Annotated in this window: 24 protein-coding genes and 2 pseudogenes; 19 read left to right on the forward strand and 7 right to left on the reverse strand. The window is 49.9% G+C overall.

Annotated features, from left to right (window positions below):
* The first annotated feature begins 78 nt into the window (after positions 1 to 78).
* The 5 genes from lpdD to MKZ24_RS19910 all read left to right on the forward strand — a co-directional run bounded on the left by lpdD (position 79) and on the right by MKZ24_RS19910 (position 3,814).
* The gene (lpdD, locus tag MKZ24_RS19890) at positions 79 to 417 is read left to right on the forward strand and encodes a prenylated flavin chaperone LpdD (protein ID WP_340785741.1); all 339 of its coding nucleotides are present in this window, start codon (positions 79 to 81) and stop codon (positions 415 to 417) included.
* A 79-nt stretch (positions 418 to 496) separates the two neighbouring features.
* Positions 497 to 1,165 carry a PspA/IM30 family protein gene (locus tag MKZ24_RS19895; RefSeq protein ID WP_039299055.1) on the forward strand — a complete coding sequence of 223 codons (669 nt, stop codon included), beginning with the start codon at positions 497 to 499 and terminating at the stop codon, positions 1,163 to 1,165.
* Positions 1,166 to 1,303: 138 nt separating this feature from the next.
* The gene (locus MKZ24_RS19900; protein ID WP_042236814.1) at positions 1,304 to 1,714 is read left to right on the forward strand and encodes a DUF350 domain-containing protein; all 411 of its coding nucleotides are present in this window, start codon (positions 1,304 to 1,306) and stop codon (positions 1,712 to 1,714) included.
* A gap of 105 nt (positions 1,715 to 1,819) precedes the next feature.
* A complete protein-coding gene (locus MKZ24_RS19905) occupies positions 1,820 to 2,326 on the forward strand; it encodes a DUF4178 domain-containing protein (RefSeq protein WP_039299317.1) in 507 nt (168 codons plus the stop codon).
* 195 nt (positions 2,327 to 2,521) lie between these two features.
* The gene (locus MKZ24_RS19910; protein ID WP_340785749.1) at positions 2,522 to 3,814 is read left to right on the forward strand and encodes a molybdopterin molybdotransferase MoeA; all 1,293 of its coding nucleotides are present in this window, start codon (positions 2,522 to 2,524) and stop codon (positions 3,812 to 3,814) included.
* Positions 3,815 to 4,931: 1,117 nt separating this feature from the next.
* Here MKZ24_RS19910 and MKZ24_RS19915 read toward each other — a convergent pair.
* Together MKZ24_RS19915 and xerS are read right to left on the reverse strand one after the other, a co-directional pair.
* Complete coding sequence (locus tag MKZ24_RS19915) at positions 4,932 to 5,810, reverse strand: pentapeptide repeat-containing protein (protein ID WP_231637671.1); 879 nt, start codon at positions 5,808 to 5,810, stop codon at positions 4,932 to 4,934.
* 60 nt (positions 5,811 to 5,870) lie between these two features.
* Entirely contained in the window at positions 5,871 to 6,965 is a 1,095-nt protein-coding gene (gene xerS, locus MKZ24_RS19920; RefSeq protein WP_340790192.1) for a tyrosine recombinase XerS, read from the reverse strand.
* A gap of 171 nt (positions 6,966 to 7,136) precedes the next feature.
* Between xerS and MKZ24_RS19925 the strand changes: the two genes are divergently transcribed.
* From MKZ24_RS19925 to MKZ24_RS19960, 8 genes are all read left to right on the forward strand, one after another.
* A complete protein-coding gene (locus MKZ24_RS19925) occupies positions 7,137 to 7,646 on the forward strand; it encodes a GNAT family N-acetyltransferase (RefSeq protein WP_042236810.1) in 510 nt (169 codons plus the stop codon).
* A 105-nt stretch (positions 7,647 to 7,751) separates the two neighbouring features.
* Positions 7,752 to 8,783, forward strand: coding sequence for a hypothetical protein (locus tag MKZ24_RS19930; protein ID WP_340785752.1), 1,032 nt, complete (start codon positions 7,752 to 7,754; stop codon positions 8,781 to 8,783).
* A gap of 81 nt (positions 8,784 to 8,864) precedes the next feature.
* Positions 8,865 to 9,266, forward strand: coding sequence for an RrF2 family transcriptional regulator (locus MKZ24_RS19935; protein ID WP_340785754.1), 402 nt, complete (start codon positions 8,865 to 8,867; stop codon positions 9,264 to 9,266).
* 110 nt (positions 9,267 to 9,376) lie between these two features.
* Entirely contained in the window at positions 9,377 to 10,030 is a 654-nt protein-coding gene (locus MKZ24_RS19940; protein ID WP_340785756.1) for an MBL fold metallo-hydrolase, read from the forward strand.
* A gap of 24 nt (positions 10,031 to 10,054) precedes the next feature.
* Positions 10,055 to 11,161, forward strand: a complete 1,107-nt coding sequence (locus tag MKZ24_RS19945; RefSeq protein ID WP_042236803.1) for an AbrB family transcriptional regulator — start codon at positions 10,055 to 10,057, stop codon at positions 11,159 to 11,161.
* A gap of 287 nt (positions 11,162 to 11,448) precedes the next feature.
* Entirely contained in the window at positions 11,449 to 12,078 is a 630-nt protein-coding gene (locus tag MKZ24_RS19950; RefSeq protein WP_042236801.1) for a TetR/AcrR family transcriptional regulator, read from the forward strand.
* Positions 12,079 to 12,113: 35 nt separating this feature from the next.
* A complete protein-coding gene (locus MKZ24_RS19955) occupies positions 12,114 to 12,980 on the forward strand; it encodes a hypothetical protein (protein WP_081956560.1) in 867 nt (288 codons plus the stop codon).
* 41 nt (positions 12,981 to 13,021) lie between these two features.
* Positions 13,022 to 13,507, forward strand: coding sequence for a flavodoxin domain-containing protein (locus tag MKZ24_RS19960; protein ID WP_042236799.1), 486 nt, complete (start codon positions 13,022 to 13,024; stop codon positions 13,505 to 13,507).
* 365 nt (positions 13,508 to 13,872) lie between these two features.
* Here the strand turns inward: MKZ24_RS19960 and MKZ24_RS19965 are convergent, their stop codons facing one another.
* The gene (locus MKZ24_RS19965; RefSeq protein ID WP_340785764.1) at positions 13,873 to 14,808 is read right to left on the reverse strand and encodes a Gfo/Idh/MocA family protein; all 936 of its coding nucleotides are present in this window, start codon (positions 14,806 to 14,808) and stop codon (positions 13,873 to 13,875) included.
* A 118-nt stretch (positions 14,809 to 14,926) separates the two neighbouring features.
* Between MKZ24_RS19965 and MKZ24_RS19970 the strand changes: the two genes are divergently transcribed.
* Positions 14,927 to 15,883 carry a helix-turn-helix transcriptional regulator gene (locus tag MKZ24_RS19970; RefSeq protein WP_340785766.1) on the forward strand — a complete coding sequence of 319 codons (957 nt, stop codon included), beginning with the start codon at positions 14,927 to 14,929 and terminating at the stop codon, positions 15,881 to 15,883.
* Between the two features lie 180 nt (positions 15,884 to 16,063).
* On the opposite strand, the gene MKZ24_RS19975 is transcribed toward MKZ24_RS19970, so the two are convergent.
* The gene (locus MKZ24_RS19975) at positions 16,064 to 17,305 is read right to left on the reverse strand and encodes an MDR family MFS transporter (protein WP_340785768.1); all 1,242 of its coding nucleotides are present in this window, start codon (positions 17,303 to 17,305) and stop codon (positions 16,064 to 16,066) included.
* A 142-nt stretch (positions 17,306 to 17,447) separates the two neighbouring features.
* Between MKZ24_RS19975 and MKZ24_RS19980 the strand changes: the two genes are divergently transcribed.
* From MKZ24_RS19980 to MKZ24_RS19985, 3 genes and pseudogenes are all read left to right on the forward strand, one after another.
* Positions 17,448 to 19,223 (forward strand): ABC transporter substrate-binding protein, encoded by a 1,776-nt coding sequence (locus MKZ24_RS19980; protein ID WP_340785769.1) that lies wholly within the window; start codon positions 17,448 to 17,450, stop codon positions 19,221 to 19,223.
* 144 nt (positions 19,224 to 19,367) lie between these two features.
* A pseudogene (locus tag MKZ24_RS33135) lies at positions 19,368 to 19,541 on the forward strand (cation diffusion facilitator family transporter); the annotation flags it as partial.
* A pseudogene (locus MKZ24_RS19985) lies at positions 19,542 to 19,727 on the forward strand (cation diffusion facilitator family transporter); the annotation flags it as partial.
* Between the two features lie 106 nt (positions 19,728 to 19,833).
* Here the strand turns inward: MKZ24_RS19985 and MKZ24_RS19990 are convergent.
* Positions 19,834 to 20,007, reverse strand: coding sequence for a hypothetical protein (locus tag MKZ24_RS19990; RefSeq protein ID WP_179093450.1), 174 nt, complete (start codon positions 20,005 to 20,007; stop codon positions 19,834 to 19,836).
* A 351-nt stretch (positions 20,008 to 20,358) separates the two neighbouring features.
* Between MKZ24_RS19990 and MKZ24_RS19995 the strand changes: the two genes are divergently transcribed.
* Positions 20,359 to 21,576 carry an aminotransferase class I/II-fold pyridoxal phosphate-dependent enzyme gene (locus MKZ24_RS19995; RefSeq protein WP_042236788.1) on the forward strand — a complete coding sequence of 406 codons (1,218 nt, stop codon included), beginning with the start codon at positions 20,359 to 20,361 and terminating at the stop codon, positions 21,574 to 21,576.
* A 12-nt stretch (positions 21,577 to 21,588) separates the two neighbouring features.
* Here the strand turns inward: MKZ24_RS19995 and MKZ24_RS20000 are convergent, their stop codons facing one another.
* Positions 21,589 to 22,917, reverse strand: a complete 1,329-nt coding sequence (locus MKZ24_RS20000; protein ID WP_340785775.1) for an outer membrane protein assembly factor BamB family protein — start codon at positions 22,915 to 22,917, stop codon at positions 21,589 to 21,591.
* A gap of 224 nt (positions 22,918 to 23,141) precedes the next feature.
* Between MKZ24_RS20000 and MKZ24_RS20005 the strand changes: the two genes are divergently transcribed.
* Positions 23,142 to 23,498: a hypothetical protein gene (locus MKZ24_RS20005; RefSeq protein WP_052416472.1), complete on the forward strand. Its 357-nt coding sequence runs from the start codon at positions 23,142 to 23,144 to the stop codon at positions 23,496 to 23,498.
* Positions 23,499 to 23,628: 130 nt separating this feature from the next.
* Here the strand turns inward: MKZ24_RS20005 and MKZ24_RS20010 are convergent, their stop codons facing one another.
* A complete protein-coding gene (locus tag MKZ24_RS20010) occupies positions 23,629 to 24,579 on the reverse strand; it encodes an alpha/beta hydrolase (protein WP_042236784.1) in 951 nt (316 codons plus the stop codon).
* Positions 24,580 to 24,630 lie beyond the last annotated feature (51 nt).

Below are 24,630 nucleotides of genomic sequence, written 5' to 3' on the forward strand. Positions count from 1 at the left end.
ATTTAGTATAACTTTTTTGCACAGCCTGAGAGATCTTCACTTGCCATGGTTAATATAATGGGTAGGGGGAATTCTGTTATGATATCCGATCAGCTGCATCCTGATGACATTGAGCTGTCTGAAATCACGGTTGGCCGTGACCTGCTGCTGCTGATTACCGGAGGTGTCCGTCATATCGGTTCGGCAAGCACCGCTTATATGGACGGTGACACTGCCAGGGTCATGACTTCGGCGGTACCGCATCATAAGGAGCATACGATCAGCGAATCCATTGCACTCCAGACAGCAGCTTCACTGAACCGGACAGTCACGGTTGTGATGGGGATTCATTATGACAATCTGACTAAAGATGGCATTATGGAAGTCGTAAATATTGTGAATTCCAAAGTGGACCAATATTTATTGCAAAAGATTTAACAATTTTGAAACGATAGTGGCACTCCCTGCGTAAAAGATACCAAATGAGCAACTAACTTTTATTTTGGAGGAATGAACCATGTCTATATTTAAAAGATTGCGTGATCTGACCATGTCCAATGTGAATGCGATTATTGATAAAGCGGAAGACCCGGTCAAAATGACCGACCAATACATTCGTGATATGACCGAGGATCTGGAAGATGCCGAGAAAGCGGTAGCTGCCCAGATTGCCATTGAGAAGAAATTCAAGCAATTGTATGAAGAGCAGGAAGCTCTGGTGAACAAGCGTAACCAGCAGGCACACGCTGCCGCTCAAGCCGGTAATGCCGATCTGGCCCGCCGTGCACTGGAAGAGAAGAAATCGGCTGAAGCTAAGCTCGTAGAGTACAAGACCAGCTTCGACCAGAACAAGGCTTCAGCGGACAATCTCCGCGGCAAGCTAGAAGAAATGCGCAAACAGCTTACGCAGATGAAGAACAAACGTGAGACACTTGTTGCCCGTTACAACGCAGCGAAGGCCCAGACTGAAATCAACAAAGCTATGAGCGGGTTCAGCTCCGATTCGGCTTCCGCAGGTCTCAAACGGATGGAAGACAAAATGCTTCAGGCAGAAGCACAGGCAGAAGCTAGCAACGAGATGAGCTCCGGCAACAAATCGCTGGATGATGAATTCGAGAAGCTGGGTAAAGACCAGGCGGTTGAGGATGAGCTGGCTGCACTGATGAAGCAGTACGACAAACAATAACATATAGGCATAAGCCGGAGTTCAGGCGGTTGTCCACAGGCGAAGGGGAGACAGAACTAGCGGTTTCTCCTTCGCCTTATCTTTGTCTTACCTGTTGTCTTACCTGGAAGGTAATCTGAATAAGCGGGGGCTAAAGCAATGGATTTCCATTCCCTGGTGTCCATGGTAGTGTGGACGGTCAGCGGCGCAGTGCTGCTGTGTGTGCTGATGTTTGTGGATTCGCTGTTTACCCGTTATGATGATTTGGAAGAGCTCAAGGCAGGCAATATGGCAGTCACAACGCGCTTCATAATGAAGCTGGGGGCTCAAGGCTATATCTTATCGTCGTCCATTGCTGCAGCAAGCCGGCTCGGGGAAGCGATGGTTGTCTCTATTGTATCTTTTGTACTGTTGTTCGTTCTGGAAAAATCAGCCGAGCTGCTGCTGGGCAGGGTAGGCAAGCTTGATCTCGATCATGGCACTCAGCTGGGCAAAGTCGGCTACGGTCTGCTTGCAGGCTCATTGCATGTAATCGGGGCTCTAATTATTGCTGCATTTATTCGTGGATAAACATACTTACTCTGACAGAACTTAAGCGGATGCTTTCGAAACGAGTTTTGCGGAGAGAAATCGATGTAGTGTGTGCTGACAAAACTTTTAGGAGGATTGATGGCTTTGGGTTTATGGAAAAGAATCGGTAATATGTTCTCGAAGCCGGAGGCGCCTGCGGCGCCCAAAAGCATGCTCGACCTGTCTCCCGGAGATATTTGTGAAGTATCCCTGGTAACTTACGAAGTAACGGGCCGGACGAAGACCAGCGGCCGCAATGCTGCTGTATTGACGCTTCGTGACGGAAGCCAGATTTCCTACCTGTATATTGAAGAACGGGAGCAGCTGCAATACAGATTGTATCATCCGATCGACGGGCGTCTGGATAGCCCTTCCGAGGTGCCGGCTACCCTGGAGCTGGATGACTGTACCTTTTATCTGGAGGAAGAATACGAGGGGTATGCAGCAGTTACAGGTCAGACTCCTTACATGAATGGCGGAGAACAGCACGTCTGGCAGTACCAGTCGGATGATTCGCGGCTGCTACGCGTGGAATGGCAGAATGGCCGGTTCATGCTCTATGAAGGTGAAACTGTCATTCCGGCTGATGTCAGAGTGATTCGTGCGTCTTAAGGTTTACATGGAGCAGAGGAGATCAGTCTGCTAGAAATCAAGGGATGCCACCGCCTGTTGCAGGCCGTGTGCATCCCTTTTTGTCTGTGAGCCAACCCGAAGCTAAATTTCCCTTTGTAGTGCCGCATGTTAAAATGGGCGTAGCTCAGCAGATGCAGGAAACTGCCAACTTAACAAGGAGGATGGACTACTTCCATGGCTAACCCAGAGAACAATAACAAGGAATATACCAATGATAAATTTCAGCGCTCAGCGCTTCAGGTGACAGAGGCTCAGGTCCGGCTGACAGCATATGCATTCCCCCTTAACGATGAAGAGGTTCCTTTGAATCAAAGCTGCGGGCGCTATCTGGCCCAGTCCGTTCATGCACCGCATCGTTTTCCGGCATTTGACCGCTCAAGTATGGACGGCTATGCTGTTATCGCAGCAGATACAGCATCGGCTGGCGATAACAGCGTGGTGTGGCTTGAGGTGGTCGATGTTATTCCCTGTGGCGCAGTAGCGTCAAGAGAGATTACGACGGGGACTGCTGCGCGGATCATGACCGGGGCGCAGGTTCCGGATGGCGCGGATACTGTAATTATGTTGGAGGCCACAGAGAGCCGGATGGATGGTGGTGTTACTTATGTGGGCATTCGCAAGCCGCAAGCGGCGGGGCTTCATATTACTCCGCGCGGCCTGGAGCTGGAGACAGGAGAACTGGTGCTGCCTGAAGGGCAAATAATCGATGCGGGTGCTATCGCTGCACTGGCTGCGCTGGGTGTCGCGAATGTTCCCGTGCATCGCCGACCTAAGGTAGCAATCTTCGCCACCGGGACTGAACTGCTTGAGGTGGACGAGCCGCTGGCTCCGGGTAAAATCCGCAACAGCAACTCTCCTATGCTGGAGGCGCTTGTACGGGAAGCAGGCGGCGAACCCGTAATGCTGGGTGCGATTGTTGATGATCTGGAGCTTGCCCGGAGTAAGGTGCAGATGGCTCTGGAAAGCTATGATCTTGTAATTACTACGGGCGGTGTGTCCGTAGGGGATTATGACATTATGGGTGATCTGATCCGCGAGCAAAGCGGCGAAATGCTGTTTAACAAAGTAACTATGCGACCGGGCAGCGTTACAACCGCAGCAGTACGTGGTGGGACCCTTCTGCTGGCCTTATCAGGCAACCCGGGAGCCTGCTTTGTAGGGTTTCAGCTGTTCGCCCGGCCTGTCATCGGGCTGATGCAAGGGGCGGCGCAGCCTTTTTTGCCGGAATGGACTGCAGTGCTAGGCGTGGATTATAAGCGGGTAAACTCCTTCACCCGGTATGTCCGGGCCCGGCTGGAGATCCGGGAGGGCATTCTCTATGCTTATCCTGCCGGCGTAGACGAATCCTCCGTGATGGTTACGATCAAAGACAGCGATTGCCTCATCGTCATTCCGCCGGATAGCGGGCAGATGACTTGCGGGGACAAAGTAACCGTGCTTAAGCTGCCGGGGGAGACCCGGGGGTAAATAGTGGGGGAGATGGGAACTAACGAAGCACGTATTAGCTTTGAACGGAAAGGCTTAGAAACTGTACAGATGCAAATAGAGCAAGTAGAGCCCGGGCGCGAACCCGGACCGGACGCGCGAACCCCGACTTTAACCTGAACGGGAATCTGGGCGAAACCTCATAGATGGGCGCTCACCAGTGTGGACAAGCGTATGACCATGCTGAGCATGTCATTTTGTAAGAAAATGTAATGGGAATACTGGGGTGAACATTATTTAATATTTTCACCATATGAAAAATTCAAAATAGAGAAGTGACTTATGGGGACCTGAGATGCTAAAGTTTGCTTAAGTTTCATATCGAAGCGGTTTAAATGTTGTACGTAATGCAGCTCGGCCTCTAAGATATAGGAGTGTTCGGACAGATTGTTGTATGAAATACAACGATTGTTTCGCTCAACGGCTTGGGGGAGGAGAAATGATGCCTTTTGTACAACAATTCTCGATAATAGCCGGAATCATATGGTAATTGTTGTATTCTGTGCAGGATTTGGCAAAGTAATCAGTTCCTCACACGCTGCGGGTTGAAAACGTAAAATCTTGCCCCAACATCTCAAAAGATCGAATATTTACTGTGATGAAGGCAATAATTGATGTGATTATTTTCAATTCTGCTATGGGCAGCAACGGGGCTAATTATAATATTACATCATATGAAAAATTCACAATAGAAAATCAAAAATCGTAGAGCAACCTGCCAGCAGGATCATCCCATCGTGCTCCTATTTTCATAATGCGCCTACCGAAAGACGGGTTACAAGGGAAAGCCCTAAGTTCTCAGAATACTTAATGAATATCAAAAAGAAACCCGGATCAACTACGATCCGGGTTTCTTGATAATCTAAGCTCAGAAGCAGAAGTACGCTTCAACCCGCTGCTTTGTTGAGTAGAGCCCGAATCAGGCATATGGATACCCATGATCATTCGCATGCGGCTGAAAAAAGGAGAATCAGGTGTACAAATGTGCTTGTATCCGAAGATATGGAACAGACAGTCTGATAACCACAATCAACACACAAATAAGCCAGTAACTAGCCACCTGTTGCTATATAAAACAGCAGAGCAGCCTAACTTAGTCTCACCCTTTGTCCGCTGACCAGTGCTCAGGATGCGTAAGCGATCCCGGCAGCTTGGTAGCCGAATCTCCCTTAGCAGCCTGCAGCTGCGCTTGGGTAAGGAAGAGGCTATCCCGCAGATCGGCGCCGCTCAGATTCGTGTCGCGGAGATCAGCGCCGATCAGGTCAGCATGCCGCAGATCCGCACCGCTGAGGTCAGCGGCGATCAGATAAGCGCCGCGTAAGCTGACACAGCGGAGATCGGCCTTACGCAGCTTGGCGCCGATCAGATCAGCCCCGCGGCCGTAGTTTTTCTGCCGCTTGGGAGCTGGTTCCAGCTGCGTCCGCGCGGTATTGCGTGCCAATTCACTGGCACGCAGCAGCAGTTCATTGACTTCAGCACGATGAACGTGCACATCGAGCTTCAGGAGTTCCGCAGGACTTAGTATGGTCAGATTCAGGGTCTGCTCCATCATCAGCATGAGAGAATCATGCAGAATATCAGCGCCTTGGAATGCCAACGCTTCACGCAGATACCACAGCAGCTCGTGAAGCTGGCGCATCACCAGGAAGACCTCGAACATCTGCCCGGCGGTTTCAGGGGCCTGCCGCCAGTCACGGCTTCCATAGGTCAGATTGGAGACCTTCTGCCCGGCTCCGAAGCAGTCATACACTGTGCAGCCACGGAAGCCTTTCTCCCGCAGTTCCGTGTGAATTCCGCAGCGGAAGTCCTCCCGCAGATTGGGGCAGGGCTGTCCGGCATTCTTATCTATTGCGAAGTCGGAGGAAGCGGCAAAAGGAAGCGCCGCGCAGCACAGGCCAAAGCAGTTCAGGCAGTCAGAATGCAGTTCAAGCAGTCCAGTGTCCTGAGTTTCAGTCCAATTCAAATAATTTTCTATCAAAGGAATAATACCTCCACATCAATAATGAGACTCGGCCCGTAGCCTTTCGCAAATGTCAGACTATTGGGAGGATTCACTCTCCAGACGGCGTTCAATAGCTTCTGACATCGTTTTGTCCGTGAGATGGGCATAGATTTCGGTGGTTTCAGTTGAAGCATGTCCGAGCTGTTCCTTCGTTCTGTAGATATCATTTTGCAGATAATAGTCGGTTGCGAAGGAGTGCCGCAGCTTGTGTACAGTCAGATAAGGTTTGCCGAACCGCTTGGCGTATTTGATAATCATCTCTTGAATCGCCCGCTTGGTCATCCGTTTGCCCTCAGTGCTGCCATTTGGCAGGGTGATGAAGAGCGCCTTTTCCCGTTTCGGAGTCTTGTATCTGGACTGGCGGAGGCTGAGGTACAAGCTGAGATCGTCCTTGGCCTGCTCGCGGAAATAGACCGGTGTCTTGAAGGTTTCGTCATTATGACCCTTGCGGAAGACATAGAGCAGCTTGTTGTTCACATCCAGATCATCCACATTAAGATTGACCACCTCGGATACGCGCAAGCCGGAGTTCAGAATCAGACTGGCAATACAGGCATCCCGCTCACGGTTCAGCTGAAAAGAATAATAAGCCTGCTTGTTGGCTTCTACATCTTTGCCATAACCCTCGTAGATGTAGCCTACAAATTCCAGCAGCTCCTCATCCTCCAGAATTTTGCCCTTTAGCTTGGCAGCCGTATCCTTCGGTTTGTGAATCCGTTTGATCTCCACCTTGGCCATAATATTACGCTTAAGCAGCGGATAAAAGTTCTCATCCTCCGCAATCTGGCTTAAGTAGTGGAAGAGGGAGCGAAGTGCAGACAGCTTACGGGACACGGTAACGCGTGTATTCGCACTCTCAGCCCGGGTTGTCAGATGCAGGCGGTAACCGACAATGCTGTCCATATGCAGGGTCTCCAGATCGAGCAGCGTAATTTCAGTATTGCTCGCAGCTGCGGATAGACCTTCACCGCGCAGCCAGCCGAAAAAGGATTCATAATCCCGGATATACTCTAACAGCGTGGAGGGGGACAGATCCGGACGCTTATAATCGATGAACTGCTGCACGAACCAGGGCATCTGCGGCAGACGCTGGTCGAGGTTTTTCCGGTCGGTGGTTTTTTGAATACTGATAGGAATCACCTTCTTTTTAGTTTGCCGGAAGCCCGATAGGGCTGTCATTCTATCTTAACATGTTTTAGCATTTTATGGCTTGAATCTGTATCCGGGAGAGGTAGTGCCCTTGCTCCTGATCTGACAAAGTTATATGATGTGAAGTAAACGAAAACGGCAGAGGTGAACCTGATGGAACTTGGAATCGAGCTGGTTCCTAAAGAGCAGAAGCAGATTATAAGCAGATTAATGCAGTTCTATTTGTATGATTTTACGCGGTACCTGGAGCTGCAGGTGGACCGTGACGGATTGTTTCCGTCCTATCCCGGGCTGGAGGCCTACTGGAACAGCGGTCTAAACAAGTTTGCCTACTTATTCACGGTAGACGGCAATATCGCCGGCTTTGCTCTTGTAGACCGGCTACTGCGTGATCCGGAGGGACAGTTCTATATGACGGAGTTTTTTGTGATGCAGAAATACCGCCGCAGCGGCGTAGGAACCTGGGCTGCACACCGGCTGTTCGATATGTTCCCAGGCGACTGGAAGGTCTCGCAGATCCGTGCGAATACGCCTGCGCGTAACTTCTGGCACCGGGTGATCGGGTCGTATACAGGAGGGGAGTTCCAGGAGAGGTTCAACTCCCGGCAAGGCAATCCCAGCCAATACTTCAGCACATTAAACACTAATCGAATTAATAAATAAATGTGGAATGCCTGAACATGAATTCACCGGTTCATCACATACAATTCCCAGAATGGCACGCAACTTTAAGGAGCTTCCAGCGTCTGGTAACTGAGGTGATCACAAATGTCCATGCGTAAGAGTGTATTCGGAGCGGGCTGCATTACAATTGTATTAGCGTTCAGCTCAGGCTGCGACAACGGGGCAGAGATTCATTCGTCCGGTGCCGGGGGGATGGCACAGCCGTCCGCAACGACAGCTGCAACAGCCGCAGTATCCGTTACTCCTTCCCCAGCACCTGCTACGCCAGCAGTAATCAAGACTGAACCCCCTGGGGTCAAGTCAGTGGCTCTGATTCCGGCAGTACCGGATTATAATGAAAGCGGCAGAGGATATGAAATTAAGGGTGAGATTGTCCAAGCTGCGTTTTCCGCAGATCAGACCTTACCATTGGGGCTGTTCATGCCCGAAACGATGGTGCGGTTTGAACAGGGTAGAAGGTCTGCCTGGGGCACACCGGATAAACAGAATTATATTACTTTGATGAAACCTGTTGCAGGGGATGCGGCAGCTGGTGATGGAGAATTTGAGCCAGGCAATGATCGTGAGCTGCTGAAATATAAGGAATACCTCGGAAGCAAGGTAGAAGGAGACCAGACGGCTGAAGCATTCGAATTTACAGCCAAGGAGCAGGCTTACAGAGCAGAACTTCATCTGCAGGCTGAACAACGCGCAGCGCTGCTTCCCGTGTTCATTGCTATGCTTAGAGATGTAGAATATATGGAGAAACAACCGCCCCTCACTCCAGGTGTGTTCTTAACAGCGCCAGATGTTGGAATTGATCCCGGGAATAAGCAAGCGCTGCAGGAAACAATGGACTGTCTTGAAGCCTGGTCGGCAGGGGACAAGGAGAAGTTCGCGGCTACTATGTTCTCCCCGCAGCTGAATGAAGCTCTGCAGTTTTTCCTGGATAATAAGAATGTCTACCGGTTCTATGAATTAACACTGACAGGCATCCCGATTGAAGGAACCAAGCGGGCCGGCTTCTGGGTCAGGTATACGCGGATGAACTCAGAGGGCTACATTATTGGCGGAGGGAATGAGATCTCCCTGCTCAAGAACAAACAGGGCGAGTGGAAGATTGCCAACATTGATTAGATGTGAGAAGAAGATTGTACGCAGATAATAAGTGTGCTATAATTTGCACATTAAAACCGCAAAGAGGAGTCAATACTTCCTATGGCAGAGATCAAACGATTTGGTTATGGATTGCAGGCGTTAGTCGTGCTGGCTTCAACAGCAGGACAGTACTCGAGTGTGGAGATTGCAGAACAGATCCGCTGCGAGCCGACTGCACTGCGTAAAATTCTGTCCCGGCTTACAGAAGCCGGTTATATCGAAGTACGCCAAGGGCGGGGTGGCGGTTATACACTGGCTAAACCACCCGGAGAGATTACTCTGGCAGAAGTATATTTGTCCATGCATGATGATGTGCCTATGCTGGACGGTATGCTGGATACTACCGGCAATCATTTGTTTGGACAGAAGGTCCGCCTGTCGTTCGATCAGATTATGACGGATATCCGTTATCAAGTGGAGCATGTGCTGAAATCCTATACGGTTGCTGACTTAGTGGAGTGACGTGAGAGGTCCGGGAAGCCAGTTTCAACAGCTGGTTTTTTTTGTAATAAAGTGTGCTGATAAATGCACATTTAACAACCTGATCATTTTATTTTGGAGGAGAGAAAATAATGAAAATTCACTGGTTTGGACACTCCGCATTTCAGCTCATATCACAGCAGGGGACGGTAATTCTGATTGATCCCTACGGGAAATTCCTTGGTTACCGGATGCCTAAAGTTAAGGCGGATATTGTAGCCGTTACCCATGATCATAAGGACCACAGTCAGATTCAAGTGGCTGAAGGTCCCTATGAACTGATTAACCAGCCCGGGCATTTCAGTGTACGGGGAGTGGAGATTCAAGGGGTAGCCACGTATCACGATAATGTGGAAGGGGCAAAAAGGGGCAATAATATCATCTTCGTGTTCACGGTAGACGGACTCCGGATTTGCCACGCCGGTGATCTCGGCCATGCTTTGAATGTCCAGCAGTTGGAGCAGATTGGCAGGGTTGATGTACTTATGATCCCTGTCGGCGGAAAAGCAACGCTTGATGGTACGGGTGCGGCAGCCGTAATGAAGCAATTGCAGCCGGCGGTTGCCATACCTATGCATTACAGCACCAAAGCGCTGGGGTTGCTTGGCCGGTTGTTTTTTGCCAAAGCAGATAAGTTCTTGCAGGCTGCAGGGCAGCCTGTTAACGTAGTAGAAGAACTGGTCGTTACCAGCGAGACTCTTGCCAGACAACGTGGTGTATATACTCTCCAATATGAACCAAGCTGAATGGGCTGGAAAAGGGGAATATCAATGTCAACCCTATCTGTGACTCGGCGTAAGTCCCTATATGTCCTATTTACCCTAATTACGGCGTTGGCTGGCGGGGGGATCTTTGTGCTGCTGCATCTCCCGCTGCCTTGGCTGCTCGGCCCTATGATCGCTGTGCTGACCGGTTCCAATCTGCGTAAGCAAGTATATATCTGGCCCGGACAAATACGGAATACCGGGATGATTATCGTCGGCTATACGATTGGTCTCTCGTTGACCGGTTCTGCACTGAATCAAATAGCTTATCAGTTGCCCTCCATGCTGCTTATGACTACGCTTCTGCTGCTGTTCTGCGCCGGAATTGCGGTCATTGTATCTAAGGTGTCGGGGACCAACTACAAGACTATTCTGCTTGGAAGCATCCCTGGCGGCTTAACCCAGATGCTAGTGCTAGCCGAAGAGTCTGAGGATATCAATCTTACGGTTGTAACCGTCATTCAGGTGGTCCGGCTGATGATGATTATTATCTGTGTGCCGCTGCTGATCTACAGTCCGCTGTTTGCCAGCTACGCTGGCGGGGGAGAGAATACAACTCTTCTGGTTGAATCTGCGGCCGGTTGGGGAGAGCTATTCCCGAATATCTTTTATTTTGGCGTCGCTTGTACGGTATGCGGAATTGTAGGCCAAAAGATTAAATTTCCCACCGCGTATCTCCTCGGTCCGGCTATTATTACAGCTATTCTGCAGATCAGCGGTCTTCAGGGGCCCGCACTTCCGGATATTCTGATCAATGCCGCGCAGCTGATGATTGGCGTATATGTCGGACTGCTGCTCGATCCGCGTAAGCTGAACAATAAACTGCTGACACTATCGCTGGCTGTAAGCAGCGGGGCAGTGCTGATAGCAGGGGCGTATGGCCTGAGTCTGCTGTTCGCTTACCTGGATCCGGTATCATCAGCAACTGCGCTTCTCAGTCTTGCTCCCGGAGGGATGGATCAGATGAGTCTGATCGCGCATGAGGTAGGGGCGGATTTGCCAACGGTGGCGGGCTATCAGTTATTCCGGACGTTTTTCATCTTTTTTGCGGTTCCGCCGTTGTTTAAATGGATCTTCCGGGAGAAAAAACGCAAGACGGCAACGGTTAGTTAACATAATAATGATTATGTTAACTAAAATCTGAGTTTGATCTGCAAAAGCGGGGTTGAAGTGAAAAGAGAACTTAAAGGAGAACTTAAAAGAGAACTTAAAAAAAAGCTTGGGATGCCCTCTGGGGGCTGTCCCAGGCTTTTTCTGCTCGTGTAATTGGGGAATTTCTCAAAATGTAAAAATAATCACATCATTTAAGGTATCCCGGTGCATATAATCTGTATTGAACAGTGTTAAAAAACATTGCAGTGTTAAATTTAATAACGCCTTGTTAAAGGAGTCTTACAATCATGAGTAAAGAAGAGAGACAAGAGCAGGAACGGAAAGCGATGCGTAATTTGATTCTGACAACGGCTGGTGAATTAGTGGCCGAGAAGGGGATTGGGCAGCTGTCTATCCGAAAGATCGCTGAACGGATGGAGTATTCCGCCGGGATCATTTATCACTATTTTCAAGGAAAAGAGGATATAGTGGAGCAGCTTCTTCAGCAGGGGTACAGGGAGTTGATGGGCGGACTAGCAGCCGGATCAGACACTGCGCAGAGTGAAGTATCAGCTGAGGATAACTTAAGCCAGTCGCTGTCACAGTTTATCCGGATGACCATCGCGGAAGGATCGCAGTACCGGAATATGATGCTAAATGATTCGCCTGCTGTACTTAACCATACTGCAGTACTGCATAAAGGGGCTGCACTGGAGCGTAATGCAATCAGCATGCTCTGCAGGGCTCTACGTCAATTCAAAGGGATGGCCGCCCGCAAAGAGGAGGAAATTGAACTTACTGCCCAAGTGATTTGGAGTGCGGCATTTGGACTGATCATGAGGCTGAGCGTCGAGAAGAATCTGCCCGAGGAGCAGAAGGAAGCGCTGATTACCCGGCATGTCGAGGCAATGCTGCTTATTGCAGGGAGTCGGGAATAAGTTTTTACGACTATTCGGATAAGGGGTAGAAGGCGATGGGGTATAGACGATCAGTTGGCATTTTAACAGGTTTAATTATTATCCTTGCGATTGTCGCGTCGGGGTACGGATTGCTGTCAGGTCACGGGCCGGGTTCTGAATCCTTTACCTCAATCCGGGGGGAGAAGGTCGAATTATATGGTAGCGGGATCTATAAATACGATTCAATTTCCGTCGTCGCCCAGGCCAAAGCCCAGGATGGAGTTACACTGATACTGGGGGTTCCCTTGCTGCTCGTTTCACTGGTTATGAGCTTCAGAGGGCGGGTCAGAGGGCGGCTGCTGCTAGCTGGAGCCTTGGGATATTTTACGTATACTTATGCGTCTTACAGCTTCCTGTCTATGTACAATAACCTGTTTCTAATCTATGTAATATTGTTCTCATCCAGCTTATTTGCATGTATTCTGACTCTGCTGTCATTAGAGAAGGAGAAGGTAGAACGATTTTTTAGACCAAGTTTACCGGCACAAAGCATAGGGTTATTCCTGCTTTTCACCTCAACAATGATCATGTTGTTATGGCTGGGCAGGCTCGCGGATTCTTATCGCCAAGGGACAGCACCTGAAGGATTGGAGCATTACAGCACATTGGTGATTCAGGCACTCGATTTAGCCATTGTTATTCCGCTATCTTCAATTACCGGGGTACTGCTCATTCGCAGACGGCCTTATGGTTATTTGCTTGCTTCTGTAGTCATAGTAAAAGCCGCAGCCCTGCTAACCTCGATTACAGCCATGATCATTGGGATGCTGAGGGCGGGAGTAAGTGTATCTACAGTAGAGCTGGTAGCGTTCCCTGCGTTTAATGTAGGTGCTATTGTTTGTTTATACCTTATATTGAGCAATGTACAGGAACCGGGATAGTCTTATAACCTATTCACCATAGATAAGGGGCGGCGGATAATATGAGTAATAGAACACTGATTTTATATGCAGGCAAGTATGGATGTACCGAGAAAGCGGCATTTCTGTTGAAATCGAGGCTTGGAGAGGCTGAGGCTGTGAATCTAAAATATGCCAAAGTGCCGGCGCTGGCTGCCTATGACACGGTGATTCTGGGCGGCTCCATCTACTACGGTAAAATCCGTAAAGAAATGGCGGCATTCACTTCCAAAAACTTGCAGGAGCTGTCGGGTAAGCGGCTCGGGTTATTCATCTGTGCAGGTGTGACGGGGGAGAAAGCGGAGCAGGAGCTTCAGCAAGCCTATCCTGAGGTTTTATACAAGAAGGCACTTGCCAAGGAAATCCTGGGCGATGAGATTTATCCGGAGAAAATTTCAGCACTGGACAAATGGGTTCTGCGGATGGTCAAGGGGAAAGGGAATGAAGCTGGAGCAGGATTATCGATGAATAAGCTCGAAGGATTCGCGCGGGCAATGACAGTGAGTTAGATTAACTGGAAGCCAACGGTGGGGCTGGAATGGTACAGTTTCTGTAAAAGAGCGGCAGCTAAGGAGATTGATCCTGTGCAAAGAGCTGCCGCTGCATTGATTTTGGGAAGATATTGCACTTAGGGTAACATAAATATAATTATGTTAACTAACATTCTGTATGTATCTCTAAAATAACAGATCGTCACCCATGTGTTATACTATTTCAACATATGAAAAATTCATAATAGAAAGCCCTCGCCAAATACTCCACTTAGCTACCACACTCGTCTGCAAATTCAATATGTATCTATCAATTAACAGACGGAAAAAGGATGGAAATACCACAACTAGCTACAGAAATCAACAGTATTTATCGCGAATAATTAACGGAGTACTTCCGTCAATTTGGACGCCATTTCCAGGGACTTCTGCGCATGCTGCAGAGAAAGGATGGAGTCCGTACCGTCCTGCAGACATTGGAGTGCATGGCGTAAGCTTTTTTCATATGGATTGTTAGGGGTCAACGGAATACTCTCTTTGCCTATAGACGTATATGCGGTTAAGCTGGCCTCTATATCCCCGTTCGCATAACCGATCTCGTGGAACACCAGCTTCGCCTGATCGAAATAAGCTTCATAACCGACGGTAAAAGGATAAGACTCCGGCATCTGCGAAGAGACAATCAGCTGTGCGCTCACCCCAGGTTGAAGGAAGGAAGCATGCACCAATGCTTGACCGTCTTTAGCTCCAGAGGCACCCCAGACCGCAGAAGGTGCAGGTGAATCCAGCAGCCATTCAATGAAATCCAGATCATGAATCATCAGATTAGCTGCGATCTTGGAGAGGCCCAGGTCCCCCCATAGCGGTGCCGTTTCCCGGCGCAAGGTGACTTGCAGCAATTTTCCATATGTAAGATCCTGAACTGCCTTATATAAGTACTCATAAGCATAATCGAATTTGATGAATTGATTGACTAGAATTCTCCGGCCGTATTGTTGCTCAGCCAAGAGCATCTCCCGTGCATCTTCCGGCTCCAGGGCAACCGGCGTTTCGCAAAATACATGCTTCCCGCGTCTCAGCGCCTCCACAGCATAAGTCTTATGAAGCGCAGAAGGCAGACAGATATCTATTACATCCAACCCGGGATCAGACAATATATCTTCTATAGACAACGTGATCTCTACCCCAAGCTCTTCCTTCAGCTTCAGTAGCTTGGCTTCATTACGTCCAAAGATGACCACACGGTCTGTAGACTCCAGTTGCTTCAAGATCGATGCATGATAGGCTCCAAAACCTGTTCCCAATATGCCAATATTCATTTACAGCAGCTCCTTAGATTTGATACATTCATCATAACGTCCTATTGTTGACAACAGAGTGGCAAGAATAGAGTTGTGAAACGATGCGTCATTGAAATGTAGAAACTGGAGGGATAGGATGCGGCTGCACCGATTGATTGCAATTCTTTTATTGGTTGAATCCAGGGGCAGGATGAAGGCAGCTGCTCTGGCAGAGGCCCTCGAAACGTCCGTCCGCTCCATATACAGAGATATTGATGTCCTGGCTGAATCGGGCATACCTCTCGTTACAACAACCGGGCCGAACGGCGGAATTTCATTGATGGAGGGCTATACGGTGAATCTGCGGCGGCTGCATGGCGAAGAGGTGGTTCAGCTGTTTTTGACAGGGATGGGGATACCTGCAGGCGGTTCGGGTGAGACCGGTCTTCTGCTCCAAAATGCTCTGCTGAAGCTCGAAGCAAGCTTGCCCGCTCCTTATCAGGAGGATATCCGTACTGCGCAGAGCCGTTTTTTGTTCGATGATACACCGTGGTGGAGTGATCGGGCGGCAGTGCCATATCTGGAGACGCTGCGCACTGCGGTGTGGCGAGGCAGACGGATTGAGACGAAGTACCGCAAAGTGAATGGAGAGCTCTCCTGCCGGAAGCTGCATCCCTATGGACTTGTTGTCAAGCAGGGCGATTGGTATCTGGCCGCTTTTTGCGAGGGGGCAGAGGCTATTCGTACGTTTAAATGCGAGCGGTTTGCCGCGGTGTCGTTAATAGAGGGGACCTATACTATTCCTGAACACTTCTCCCTGCAGGAATACTGGAAGGAAGGAGAGCTTGCCTTCATTAATGCCAGTAAAGCACGGGAAATCTACCCCGTAGTCATCCGCACGCCTGTGCATAATCAGGGGATCAGTAAGAGGTTAGAAGTTATGAACACGGAATCAGAGGGTGAATTCCAGATCATCACTGCGAATATGTACGACTATGAGACTGCGTGTGAGAAGGTGCTGCTTTTGCTCGCCCAAGCTGAAATTAGGGAACCGGCAGAGCTTCGGGAGTACATTAGCAGTCAGGTGAGTATATGGAAAAAAATGTATTGTTAAGATTGATATTATTGAAATTATTTAACATAATTAATATTATGTTAACTAATCAACGATAAGAGGTTGTTAAGCAATAGCTCGAGAGTGAATTTATGGCAGCGTGTTATTGTTATAGAGCAAGGTAGGCAAAATAATCCCCAGACCTAAGCTTCTCAGCCGAGTCTGGGGATTATTGATGTCTTAGGCACTTATGTTAGCCTTATTTGCAGCTTCGGCAAGCTCTCTGCTCCGGAGTCTTTTGTGCGCCGTAATCAGGAAAGGAAGACCCAGCGCGGTAGTCAAAGCGAGCGGCACGAATACGGCCGGACCATTCGCCGTACCGAATTGATCGAGCAGCAGGCCTCCCAGAATAGGTGCTATCACATTGCCAAGATTATTGAAGCCGATCGTTCCGAAATAAGTACCTTTCCACTCCGGACGGGCAATCCGGTCAATCAGCATATCCATCATCGTAAAGAGCAGGACTTCCCCGACTGTGAACAGCACGACACTGAACATAATCAGCGCGACTCCGCCAGGCATGCCAAACAGCAGCAGACTGAGAGCAACGCAGCTATTACCCAGGATCAGAGGAATGACCGGTGGGAATTTGCTGGCTGTGCGGACGATCGGATACTGCACAATCAGTACCGTTATCGCATTCAGAGAGAGCATGTAGGAGAAGAGCTGTTTGCCATTACTGAAATGGGGGTTGTTCGCCAGATATTGCGCCAGTGTTGAACTAAAGTGCCCATATCCCAGCACGCAGAAGATCGTACCGAGCAGAACGGGCAGGAAGACCTTATCCCTTCCGGTGGTAGACAACGCTTCTAGCAGCTTAGGTGTCCGTGCTTCGCCATGAACTGGCAGGCTGGCACGGTGTACAGAGAATTGCAGAAACAGTACAAGTCCATAGGCGATATAGACGATCCCGGCGATCATGAACGGAAATGTGGATTTAGCTGAGCCCAGCTGCAGGCCAATGATCGGCCCGAAGACTACACCCAGATTCACCGCTGCATACCGCAGATTGAAGACCAGCAGCTTGTGATCCGGAGGTGTAATATCCGAGAGTAAAGCCCGCGAGGTCGGTTCGAATACTGCACGGCATAGCCCATTTAGCGTATTGACGAGGAAAAAGACCCATAAATGCTGCGCGGCTGAGAAGCCGAAGAATACGCAGGCCCAGCCGAACACGGAGACCAGCATAACGATTTTGCGGCCGATCACGTCAGATATGTAACCGCCATAGAAGCTGATCAGAACACCCGCCAGAGAGCTGACGGCTACCGTAAATCCTGTTTGGGTGGCAGTAGCGCCCAGGACCTGCGTCAGGTAAATCGATAGAAAAGGGATACTCATGGAGGTGACCAGCCGGCCAAACATCGTTCCGATGATAATGGTCCAAGCCAGAGGATGAATGTGCCGCAGATGCTGTTTCATAGAATCAGGTGTCTCCTAATCGGGTGGTTTGAATTTGTGAATGCTTCTTGATGCTGGATTAAGTATAATTGTATAGATAAAAGGATGAAATAAAAGTGTAAGAATTTCATATGACTTTTCACCTTTAAAGGAGTCTGGATATATGGACAATAGCAGCATGAATTATCTCTGTTTGGCTGCGGCTTTAGACCCGGCTTTTTGTATACAGCAGCCCATTCCGGTCACTATTGAGCAACTAACCGGCATCCTGTGCTGCACCCCGCGCAATGTAAAGTTTATTCTGCGGAAGCTTGAGGAACAGCAATTGATCACATGGATACCCGGCAGAGGCAGAGGGAATTATTCGCAGCTGACGTTCCTGCGCAGTGTGGACGAGGTGCTGGAGGAGAAGTTTCAGGACATGGTCCATAAAGGCCGGATTAAACCGGCGATCGAGTTAATTGGCCAATATCAGGTTAACGAGCCGCTTAAGGAACGCCTGCTGGCAGTACTCGACAAACAAATGGGCTTCTGGAGTGAGCCGGACTCCACATCCGGGCAGGAGGTGCTGCGGATTTCACGTAACCGCCCGATGGAGAAGCTGGACCCGGCGATGGTGTACACAGCTTTTGAAACCTATTTGCTGGGGCATATTTGCAGTACATTAATTACGTATGATGCAGAGAATGGCAGTTTTCTGCCTGGGCTGGCGCATACTTGGGAGGCCAATCCCGACAGTACAAGTTACCTGTTCTACTTGCGTAAGGGGGTAAGGTTTCACCACGGACGGGGGATGACTTCACGAGATGTTAAAGAGACCTTGCAGCGTCTGACCGATCTAAATAGTCCGGCGATCAGCCATTTTAAGGATATCTGTCATGTTGAGCTGGAAAGTGATTATCGTATCCGGTTTGACCTCGTGCAGCCCAATACCTTTTTTCTGCATCTGTTCAGTTCAATCTATATGTCTATTCTGCCTTATGATGTGGATTTCGCCGCTAATCCGGTAGGGACGGGGCCATATCAGGTACTGGATCTGAATGAGGATGTACTCGTGCTAGGCGCATATGACCTCTATTACGGAATCCGCCCACTGCTGGACCGGGTAGAAATCTGGTATTTACCGCATTTGGGATCGAGTGTCCGCCAGTATCAGCTTACGGATGCCGGGCACAACCCGCCTCCTGCCGGGGAAGAGCAGGGTCATAGCATTGATTACCCGGCCTTGGGCTGCCGCTACATCCTGTTTAATTTTAGAAGAGAAGGCCTTCATCATCAGCAGGCTGTACGGGAAGCGTTACGGATACTGTATAATCAGCCGGCTATGATCCGGGAGCTCGGGGGCAACCGGATTATGCCGGCGGACAGCTTTTTGCCCTGGAAGAGTAATCAGCAGGAGTTCAGAGAGCCATCGCTTGAGGAAGCAAGAGCGCTGCTTCAGGCTGGCGGCTACGGGGGGGAAGTGCTAACGATTGCCTACCGGAGCCGGAAGGAGGATCTGGAGGAGGCTTTATGGCTGCAGGAACGCGGCGGGAGGATCGGACTTAAGCTCCAGCTGCATCCTTTGACCGAATACGATCTCGCAGATATCATGGGCTATGCCGACTTGCTGATTGCCGAAGAGGTGCTGGAGGATGACTGGCAGTGGGGGATGATCAATTATTTCCGCAATGAGTCGAACTATCTGCATGATCTGCTGCTGGATCGTCAGAAACTGGCGCTGCAGGGGGTTCTGGAGCATTTCTCCCGACTGCCTGCTGAAGAGCGGGCGGAGCTGCTGGATCTGGCGGAAGACCAATTGCGCGACAACTGCTGGGTGCTCTATGGCTGTCATATGAACAAAAAAGCGCAGCTTAGCCAGAACCTGTTCGGACTTCAGACCGGCTCTTTCGGATTTCTGGATATTTCGAAGCTATGGGTTAAATCGGGATTCCAGTAATTAGACCTCAACTCACCGCAACTGATAGAAAATTACCGCATGGGGTATATAGATACATAGACCACGGCGGGAGCCGTACGAAATCAGCTGCGCTTAAGGAGGCTGCCAGCTTTCGGTATATGAGCTTAAGAAGGCTGCCGGATAATGGAGCAGACAAACGAAAGCATAAGAAGCTTAATCAAGAAGAGCAATAAATCCTCAGGCTCGGCTGCCATCGGCAATACAGGTATTGCCATCGTCAAGGGAATCGCTTTTGCACTTACGGGTAGCGGTTCAATGTTTGCCACAATCATGCATTCGATTGCCGATGCCGTGAATGGGCGTTATTACCACGTCGAAGGGCGTATCGAGCTGAAACGGGGATTGACGCTTGCTGATGCCGACGACATTTAGTTCAAGGTAAGGGACAAGTTGCTTGCAGATCCGCATATTTCCGATGTGACACTCGGCATACTCGAGGATAACGGCATTCAGAACTGGGTGCCGCAGTATGATCTGCAATGAGTCTTAGCTTAAGCTGGAACTGGAGAAAGGGTTTAACTGGAGAAACGGCTGCTTCCCCTAGGGGACAAGCAAGCCGTTTCTTTGTGCAGACGAAGCTGGGATTAGCTCAGACCGCTGCCTGTTGCTTGCCGTCACATTTCTTGCAGACGGTGAGCTTCTCGCCCGCAGGACCTTTTCCGAAATACAACAGCTTAATACGGGTGCTCCCGCAAATCGGACAGGTGCCTCTTGCTCTGGAAGGAGTGCGCCAGAGTGCTTTGCCGCGCTTGTTTTTGGCCATGATACGTCCCACCTTTGTAATGTATACCCTATCTTATGCCCAGAGGGAACTTACGGTTCTGCCGGAGCTGAAATCATTTGAAGGGAAAGGGTGGCGTTGAAAAAGGGGCTAAAATGGCCGAAATATGCCCCGAAAAAACAGCGTATAACATAAATTATACGCTGTTTCAGTTCTGAGAGATTTTTATATGAATTCAGGCACTAGTGATCAGCTCAAATAGAGTCAAATTGGTAGAATAATAATATATTAATGTAATATAATCCCATTCGCGAAATTTGCTTAGGCTTTCATGGTTTCTGCACTCTGAACGCATGCTATAATAATTGGAAAACAAATGCAGGAGGTATTGTATTGGTACATAGCAGCCCGAAACATAAATGGAGATCGGACAAGCTGTCTCATCTGGGGTCGTCGATTTTTGCAGAGGTGGCCATCTGGAAGGCGGAAGCACGAAAGTCTGGACTGGAGGTCATTGATCTCGGAATTGGCAGTCCGGACCGGGCGCCTCTGCCTGAAATCCGTCATGCCTTAAGCGAAGCGGTGCTGCGGGAGGACAGTTATTCTTATCCGGCTTCCAAAGGAAGCGATGCGTTCCGCAAGCAGGCGGCCAAATGGATGAAGTGGCGTTTCAACGCTGAAGTTGATCCGGATGAAGAAATCGTATCCCTGATGGGTTCGCAGGACGGACTGGCGCATCTCGCACTCGCGGTCTGCAATCCTGGGGATCTGGCGATTGTGCCGGACCCCGGCTATCCGATCTATTCAGGGTCATTAGCTATAGCGGGGGTTAGAGCGTGGCCGCTACCGCTATTGGAGGAGAATGCCTTCCGACCCGACCTCGAGAGCATCCCTGATGAAGTATGGTGTGAAGCGGTATTTATATTACTCAGCTTTCCCGGCAATCCGATATCTGTCACGGTAGATCTGGCTTATATGGAGCGGTTAGTGGAGCTTGCTCTTAAATGGGATGTGCTGATCATTCATGACCTGGCCTATTCGGAGATGGGCTTCGACGGCTACCGGCCCATTAGTATACTTCAGGTTCCTGGAGCGCTGGATACTGCCGTTGAATTTCATTCCTTTTCCAAAAGCTTCAATATGGCCGGCTGCCGCATCGGCTTCATGACGGGCAATGCTGAGGCCGTCGGAGCGCTGCGGGAGCTGAAGAGCAATGTGGATTACGGTGTCTTCGATCCCATCCAGGAAGCGGCAGTCGTAGCGCTGGAGCAGGCGATGACTTCCGGACCGGTGCAGGGAGTGGCTGCGCTGTATGAACGCCGCAGGAATGTTTTTGTGGAAGCCATGGCATGTGAAGGATGGATGGTGCCATTGCCGGAAGCAACGATGTTTATCTGGGCGAGGCTGCCCGCGGAATTTTGTGCCGGTCAAACGGAGCGTTCGCGGCGGCTTGCGCAGGAGCTGCTGCTGAAGACCGGGGTAGCGGTGATTCCCGGAAGTGCTTTTGGGAGCCAGGGCGAAGGGTTTGTGCGGATTGCACTGGTGGAGGATGAAGAGCGGCTTCTGGAAGCCGCCCGGAGGATAGGGGAGTTTCTGCGTACGAACGTTTAAACTTCGCGTAAATTACTGATATTCTTTTGGCAGGGCAACGGCTAAAATATGGTGTTCAGTAGGAATCAGCGCGGTTCCATGATCGATGGTTATATTGCCGAAGTATGGATACTTTGCGCCGCTGTTGATCATCCCCAGCAGTGCGCCGGTATCGGAATGGTTGATCGAGATATAGCCATTCTTGTAAATGGCGAATACAGCCTTGCCAACGCGCCGCAGGTGCTCAATCTTGTCTGCCGGCTGATCGAATGGAACAACGCTGTCGCTCGCAAGGTTAATTCCACTAACCACTGTCTCATGCTGGAAGAAGGCCATTCCGTCTACCGGACCGGCCAACCAGTTGCCGAAGCTAGCATAGCTTGTGGGGGCCGTATAGGTATCCGCTCCACGCTTAAAGCGCGTAAGAGTATATCCATCCTGGTCGAGATTGCCGTCTGCTGTATAAACATAAGAGTTCTGGATGGAGGTAGCGGCACTCCCCAATCTGGAGATGTCGTCCAGCGGATTATAATTTTCACGGCCGGAAATCTTGCCTGTAGCGGGATTCAGCTGTACGAGAGTCAGCTGGTAACCCGGCACGGCCGTTGCCGTATTCCCCGCTGCAGTCTTTGCCTGCTCACGGAGTATTATTTGTCCATTCTGATAAGTCACATAACTGTATAACCCCTCAATTCTCCACAGCCGCTTTCCGGTATCCGGATCAAGACCGTAGAATTGGGTGCGGATGTTATCGACCGTGCTGGAAACGACAAACATACCTGAATATTCTCCATTAATGGTCCCCGCATACATAGGAATAACCATATTATCCCATAGTTTCTTTCCTGTAACCGGGTTATAGGCCGCGACAACGCCGTACTCATTGGCAAAATAGACCTTTCCGTTAATCAGGCGGGCCTGTGCCCCAATCTCTATTGGCCGCTCCGACACCTTAACCTTCCAGATCAGCTTTCCGGTTGCAGCGGATACTTTGACGAGCTGTTCCTGATTGTCGATGAAGATTACGGAGTTATTCGTGACGATTTGCGGATGCGCCCCCTGTTTATAGGACCACTTAATTTTGCCGGAGGCTATATTTTTGGCATAAAGTGTATTGTTGCTGTCTGAGTAGTAGAGAATTCCGTTCATAACAGGCGGCTTGACGTCATACATGCCCATGCCATCCGTGGCTACCTGCCACTTCAGAGGCAACAGCTTATCTTTGGAAATCGCAGTGACTGTATTGTTCGAGGAAGCAGCGTATGCTGTACCCGGCAAAAGGTCTGCTGAAGAGATAGCGGTGAGGGATGAGAGCAGGGAAAGGGCGAGTAAGCTGGTGAAAAGGGGTTTCATTGGCGGCATCTGAGTCATCTCCTTGATGTGGTCTTATTCTAAATAGTAAGACGCCGGGTGGAAGGATAGGTTGCTAAAATAAGGAAGACAATATTGTAACCAAAGGTACAGCCACAACGATAACTATAATCATAGCTATAATGTAACATAATATGTATTATGTTAACTTGGTAATTCACTGAGCGGTATTTAGGGTAATAAGGAGCAACTACAGTTATCAGGAGGTTGCCTTTATGGGATTCAATTTCGGAGGCTTTGGCGATAAAATACAAGGATTAGTTGAGACATTCAAAGAGGGCGGAGTCGGTGAGCTGCTGCAAAAGCTTCCGCTAGACCAGCTGCCTGTCGATCAGCTCCTGGAGAAGCTGCCGCTGGATCAACTGCTGTCGGGTTCTTTTCTGCAACAGTTCACTCCGTTCGAGTCACTGACCGAGCTGTTGCAGAGTGGAGGGTTCTCTGCCGGATCAGCAGAGGAGCTGAAGGCGCTGCCGCAGGATCAGCTGAACGAGCATGTCACGAAAACTACCTCCTTCAGCTCACTGAAGGACATGCTGGTCAAAGCGGCAGAGTTCTATTCCCAGCGGAAGTAGCGCATTTATCTCCATCATTTGACCACTGGGAACCAGTCTAATTCAATAAAACAGCGGCAGTTCTGGATGTATATCATCCATGGCTGCCGCTGTTTTCATTATTATGTGATTTCGTATTTTAACGTAATCTTTATTGCTTGAGCCAGGCCGTTGCCAGCAGCAGGGCCCCTTTGTTGGCATGGGTCTCTGCCAGGGCGTTAAGCATCACGAAGTCGTGGATGATGCCCTGGAACCGGACTGCCGTAACTGGTACTCCAGCTTCGCGGAGTTTGGCAGCGTAGGCTTCGCCCTCATCCCGCAGCACATCTGCTTCGCCAGTGATGATTAAGGCTTCCGGCAGACCGCTAAGCTGCTCCAGGCTGGCCCGCAGCGGGGAAGCGGTAATCTGTGCCCGCTCCTCCGGATCAGTGGTATATTGATCCCAGAACCATTTCATGCCGGTGCGCTGCAGGAAATATCCTTCGGCGAACAGGTGATACGATTCTGTATCGAAGGCAGCATCGGTTACCGGATAGAACAGCAGCTGCTTGGAGATTGCCGGGCCGCTGCGTTCCTTGGCCATCAGTGTGATGGCCGCAGTCATATTGCCGCCTACACTGTCTCCGGCAACACTAAGCTTGGACGCATCTAATCCGTATGTGGAGCCTTCTTGGGCGATCCATTCCAGTACAGCGTAGATTTCTTCAATGGCTGTAGGATATTTGGCTTCGGGAGAGAGGCTGTACTCCGGGAAAACGACGGCAGCTTCGGCACCAACGGCCAGCTCGCGGATTAAGCGGTCATGCGTATGGCTGTTGCCGAATACCCAGCCGGCTCCATGAATATAGAGTATGACCGGAAGAGAGTTAGAAGCAGAGCCGATAGGACGGACAATGCGTACCTTCACCTCACCACCAGGGCCGCCGGATACCGTCAGATCCTGAATATCGGCTTCGGGCTTGAATATTTCACTGGATTGGACTGTATTTACAGTTTCGCGGCCTTTCCCAGGCCCAAGGTCGGGCAGAAAGGGAGGCTCGGAGTTGTCATCAGCGAATTTCTGGGCTGCGGGCTCAAGAACAATTTTGTTGTCTTCAGGCATGGTTTATAGTCTCCTTCTTAGATCTGGTTTAAGTCAGGCTCTCCTTCATCC

Origin of the sequence: Paenibacillus sp. FSL R7-0297 (assembly GCF_038009025.1) — a bacterium.
Taxonomy (GTDB): domain Bacteria; phylum Bacillota; class Bacilli; order Paenibacillales; family Paenibacillaceae; genus Paenibacillus_AQ.

Bases quoted from the DNA above. Each gene is read 5' to 3' on its own strand.
- lpdD (WP_340785741.1), top strand. From the start codon at position 79: ATGATATCCGATCAGCTGCATCCTGATGACATTGAGCTGTCTGAAATC.
- MKZ24_RS19895 (WP_039299055.1), top strand. From the start codon at position 497: ATGTCTATATTTAAAAGATTGCGTGATCTGACCATGTCCAATGTGAAT.
- MKZ24_RS19900 (WP_042236814.1), top strand. From the start codon at position 1,304: ATGGATTTCCATTCCCTGGTGTCCATGGTAGTGTGGACGGTCAGCGGC.
- MKZ24_RS19910 (WP_340785749.1), top strand. From the start codon at position 2,522: ATGGCTAACCCAGAGAACAATAACAAGGAATATACCAATGATAAATTT.
- MKZ24_RS19925 (WP_042236810.1), top strand. From the start codon at position 7,137: ATGGAACTTGGAATCGAGCTGGTTCCTAAAGAGCAGAAGCAGATTATA.
- MKZ24_RS19930 (WP_340785752.1), top strand. From the start codon at position 7,752: ATGTCCATGCGTAAGAGTGTATTCGGAGCGGGCTGCATTACAATTGTA.
- MKZ24_RS19935 (WP_340785754.1), top strand. From the start codon at position 8,865: ATGGCAGAGATCAAACGATTTGGTTATGGATTGCAGGCGTTAGTCGTG.
- MKZ24_RS19940 (WP_340785756.1), top strand. From the start codon at position 9,377: ATGAAAATTCACTGGTTTGGACACTCCGCATTTCAGCTCATATCACAG.
- MKZ24_RS19945 (WP_042236803.1), top strand. From the start codon at position 10,055: ATGTCAACCCTATCTGTGACTCGGCGTAAGTCCCTATATGTCCTATTT.
- MKZ24_RS19950 (WP_042236801.1), top strand. From the start codon at position 11,449: ATGAGTAAAGAAGAGAGACAAGAGCAGGAACGGAAAGCGATGCGTAAT.
- MKZ24_RS19955 (WP_081956560.1), top strand. From the start codon at position 12,114: ATGGGGTATAGACGATCAGTTGGCATTTTAACAGGTTTAATTATTATC.
- MKZ24_RS19960 (WP_042236799.1), top strand. From the start codon at position 13,022: ATGAGTAATAGAACACTGATTTTATATGCAGGCAAGTATGGATGTACC.
- MKZ24_RS19965 (WP_340785764.1), bottom strand. From the start codon at position 14,808: ATGAATATTGGCATATTGGGAACAGGTTTTGGAGCCTATCATGCATCG.
- MKZ24_RS19970 (WP_340785766.1), top strand. From the start codon at position 14,927: ATGCGGCTGCACCGATTGATTGCAATTCTTTTATTGGTTGAATCCAGG.
- MKZ24_RS19975 (WP_340785768.1), bottom strand. From the start codon at position 17,305: ATGAAACAGCATCTGCGGCACATTCATCCTCTGGCTTGGACCATTATC.
- MKZ24_RS19980 (WP_340785769.1), top strand. From the start codon at position 17,448: ATGGACAATAGCAGCATGAATTATCTCTGTTTGGCTGCGGCTTTAGAC.
- MKZ24_RS19990 (WP_179093450.1), bottom strand. From the start codon at position 20,007: ATGGCCAAAAACAAGCGCGGCAAAGCACTCTGGCGCACTCCTTCCAGA.
- MKZ24_RS20000 (WP_340785775.1), bottom strand. From the start codon at position 22,917: ATGCCGCCAATGAAACCCCTTTTCACCAGCTTACTCGCCCTTTCCCTG.
- MKZ24_RS20005 (WP_052416472.1), top strand. From the start codon at position 23,142: ATGGGATTCAATTTCGGAGGCTTTGGCGATAAAATACAAGGATTAGTT.
- MKZ24_RS20010 (WP_042236784.1), bottom strand. From the start codon at position 24,579: ATGCCTGAAGACAACAAAATTGTTCTTGAGCCCGCAGCCCAGAAATTC.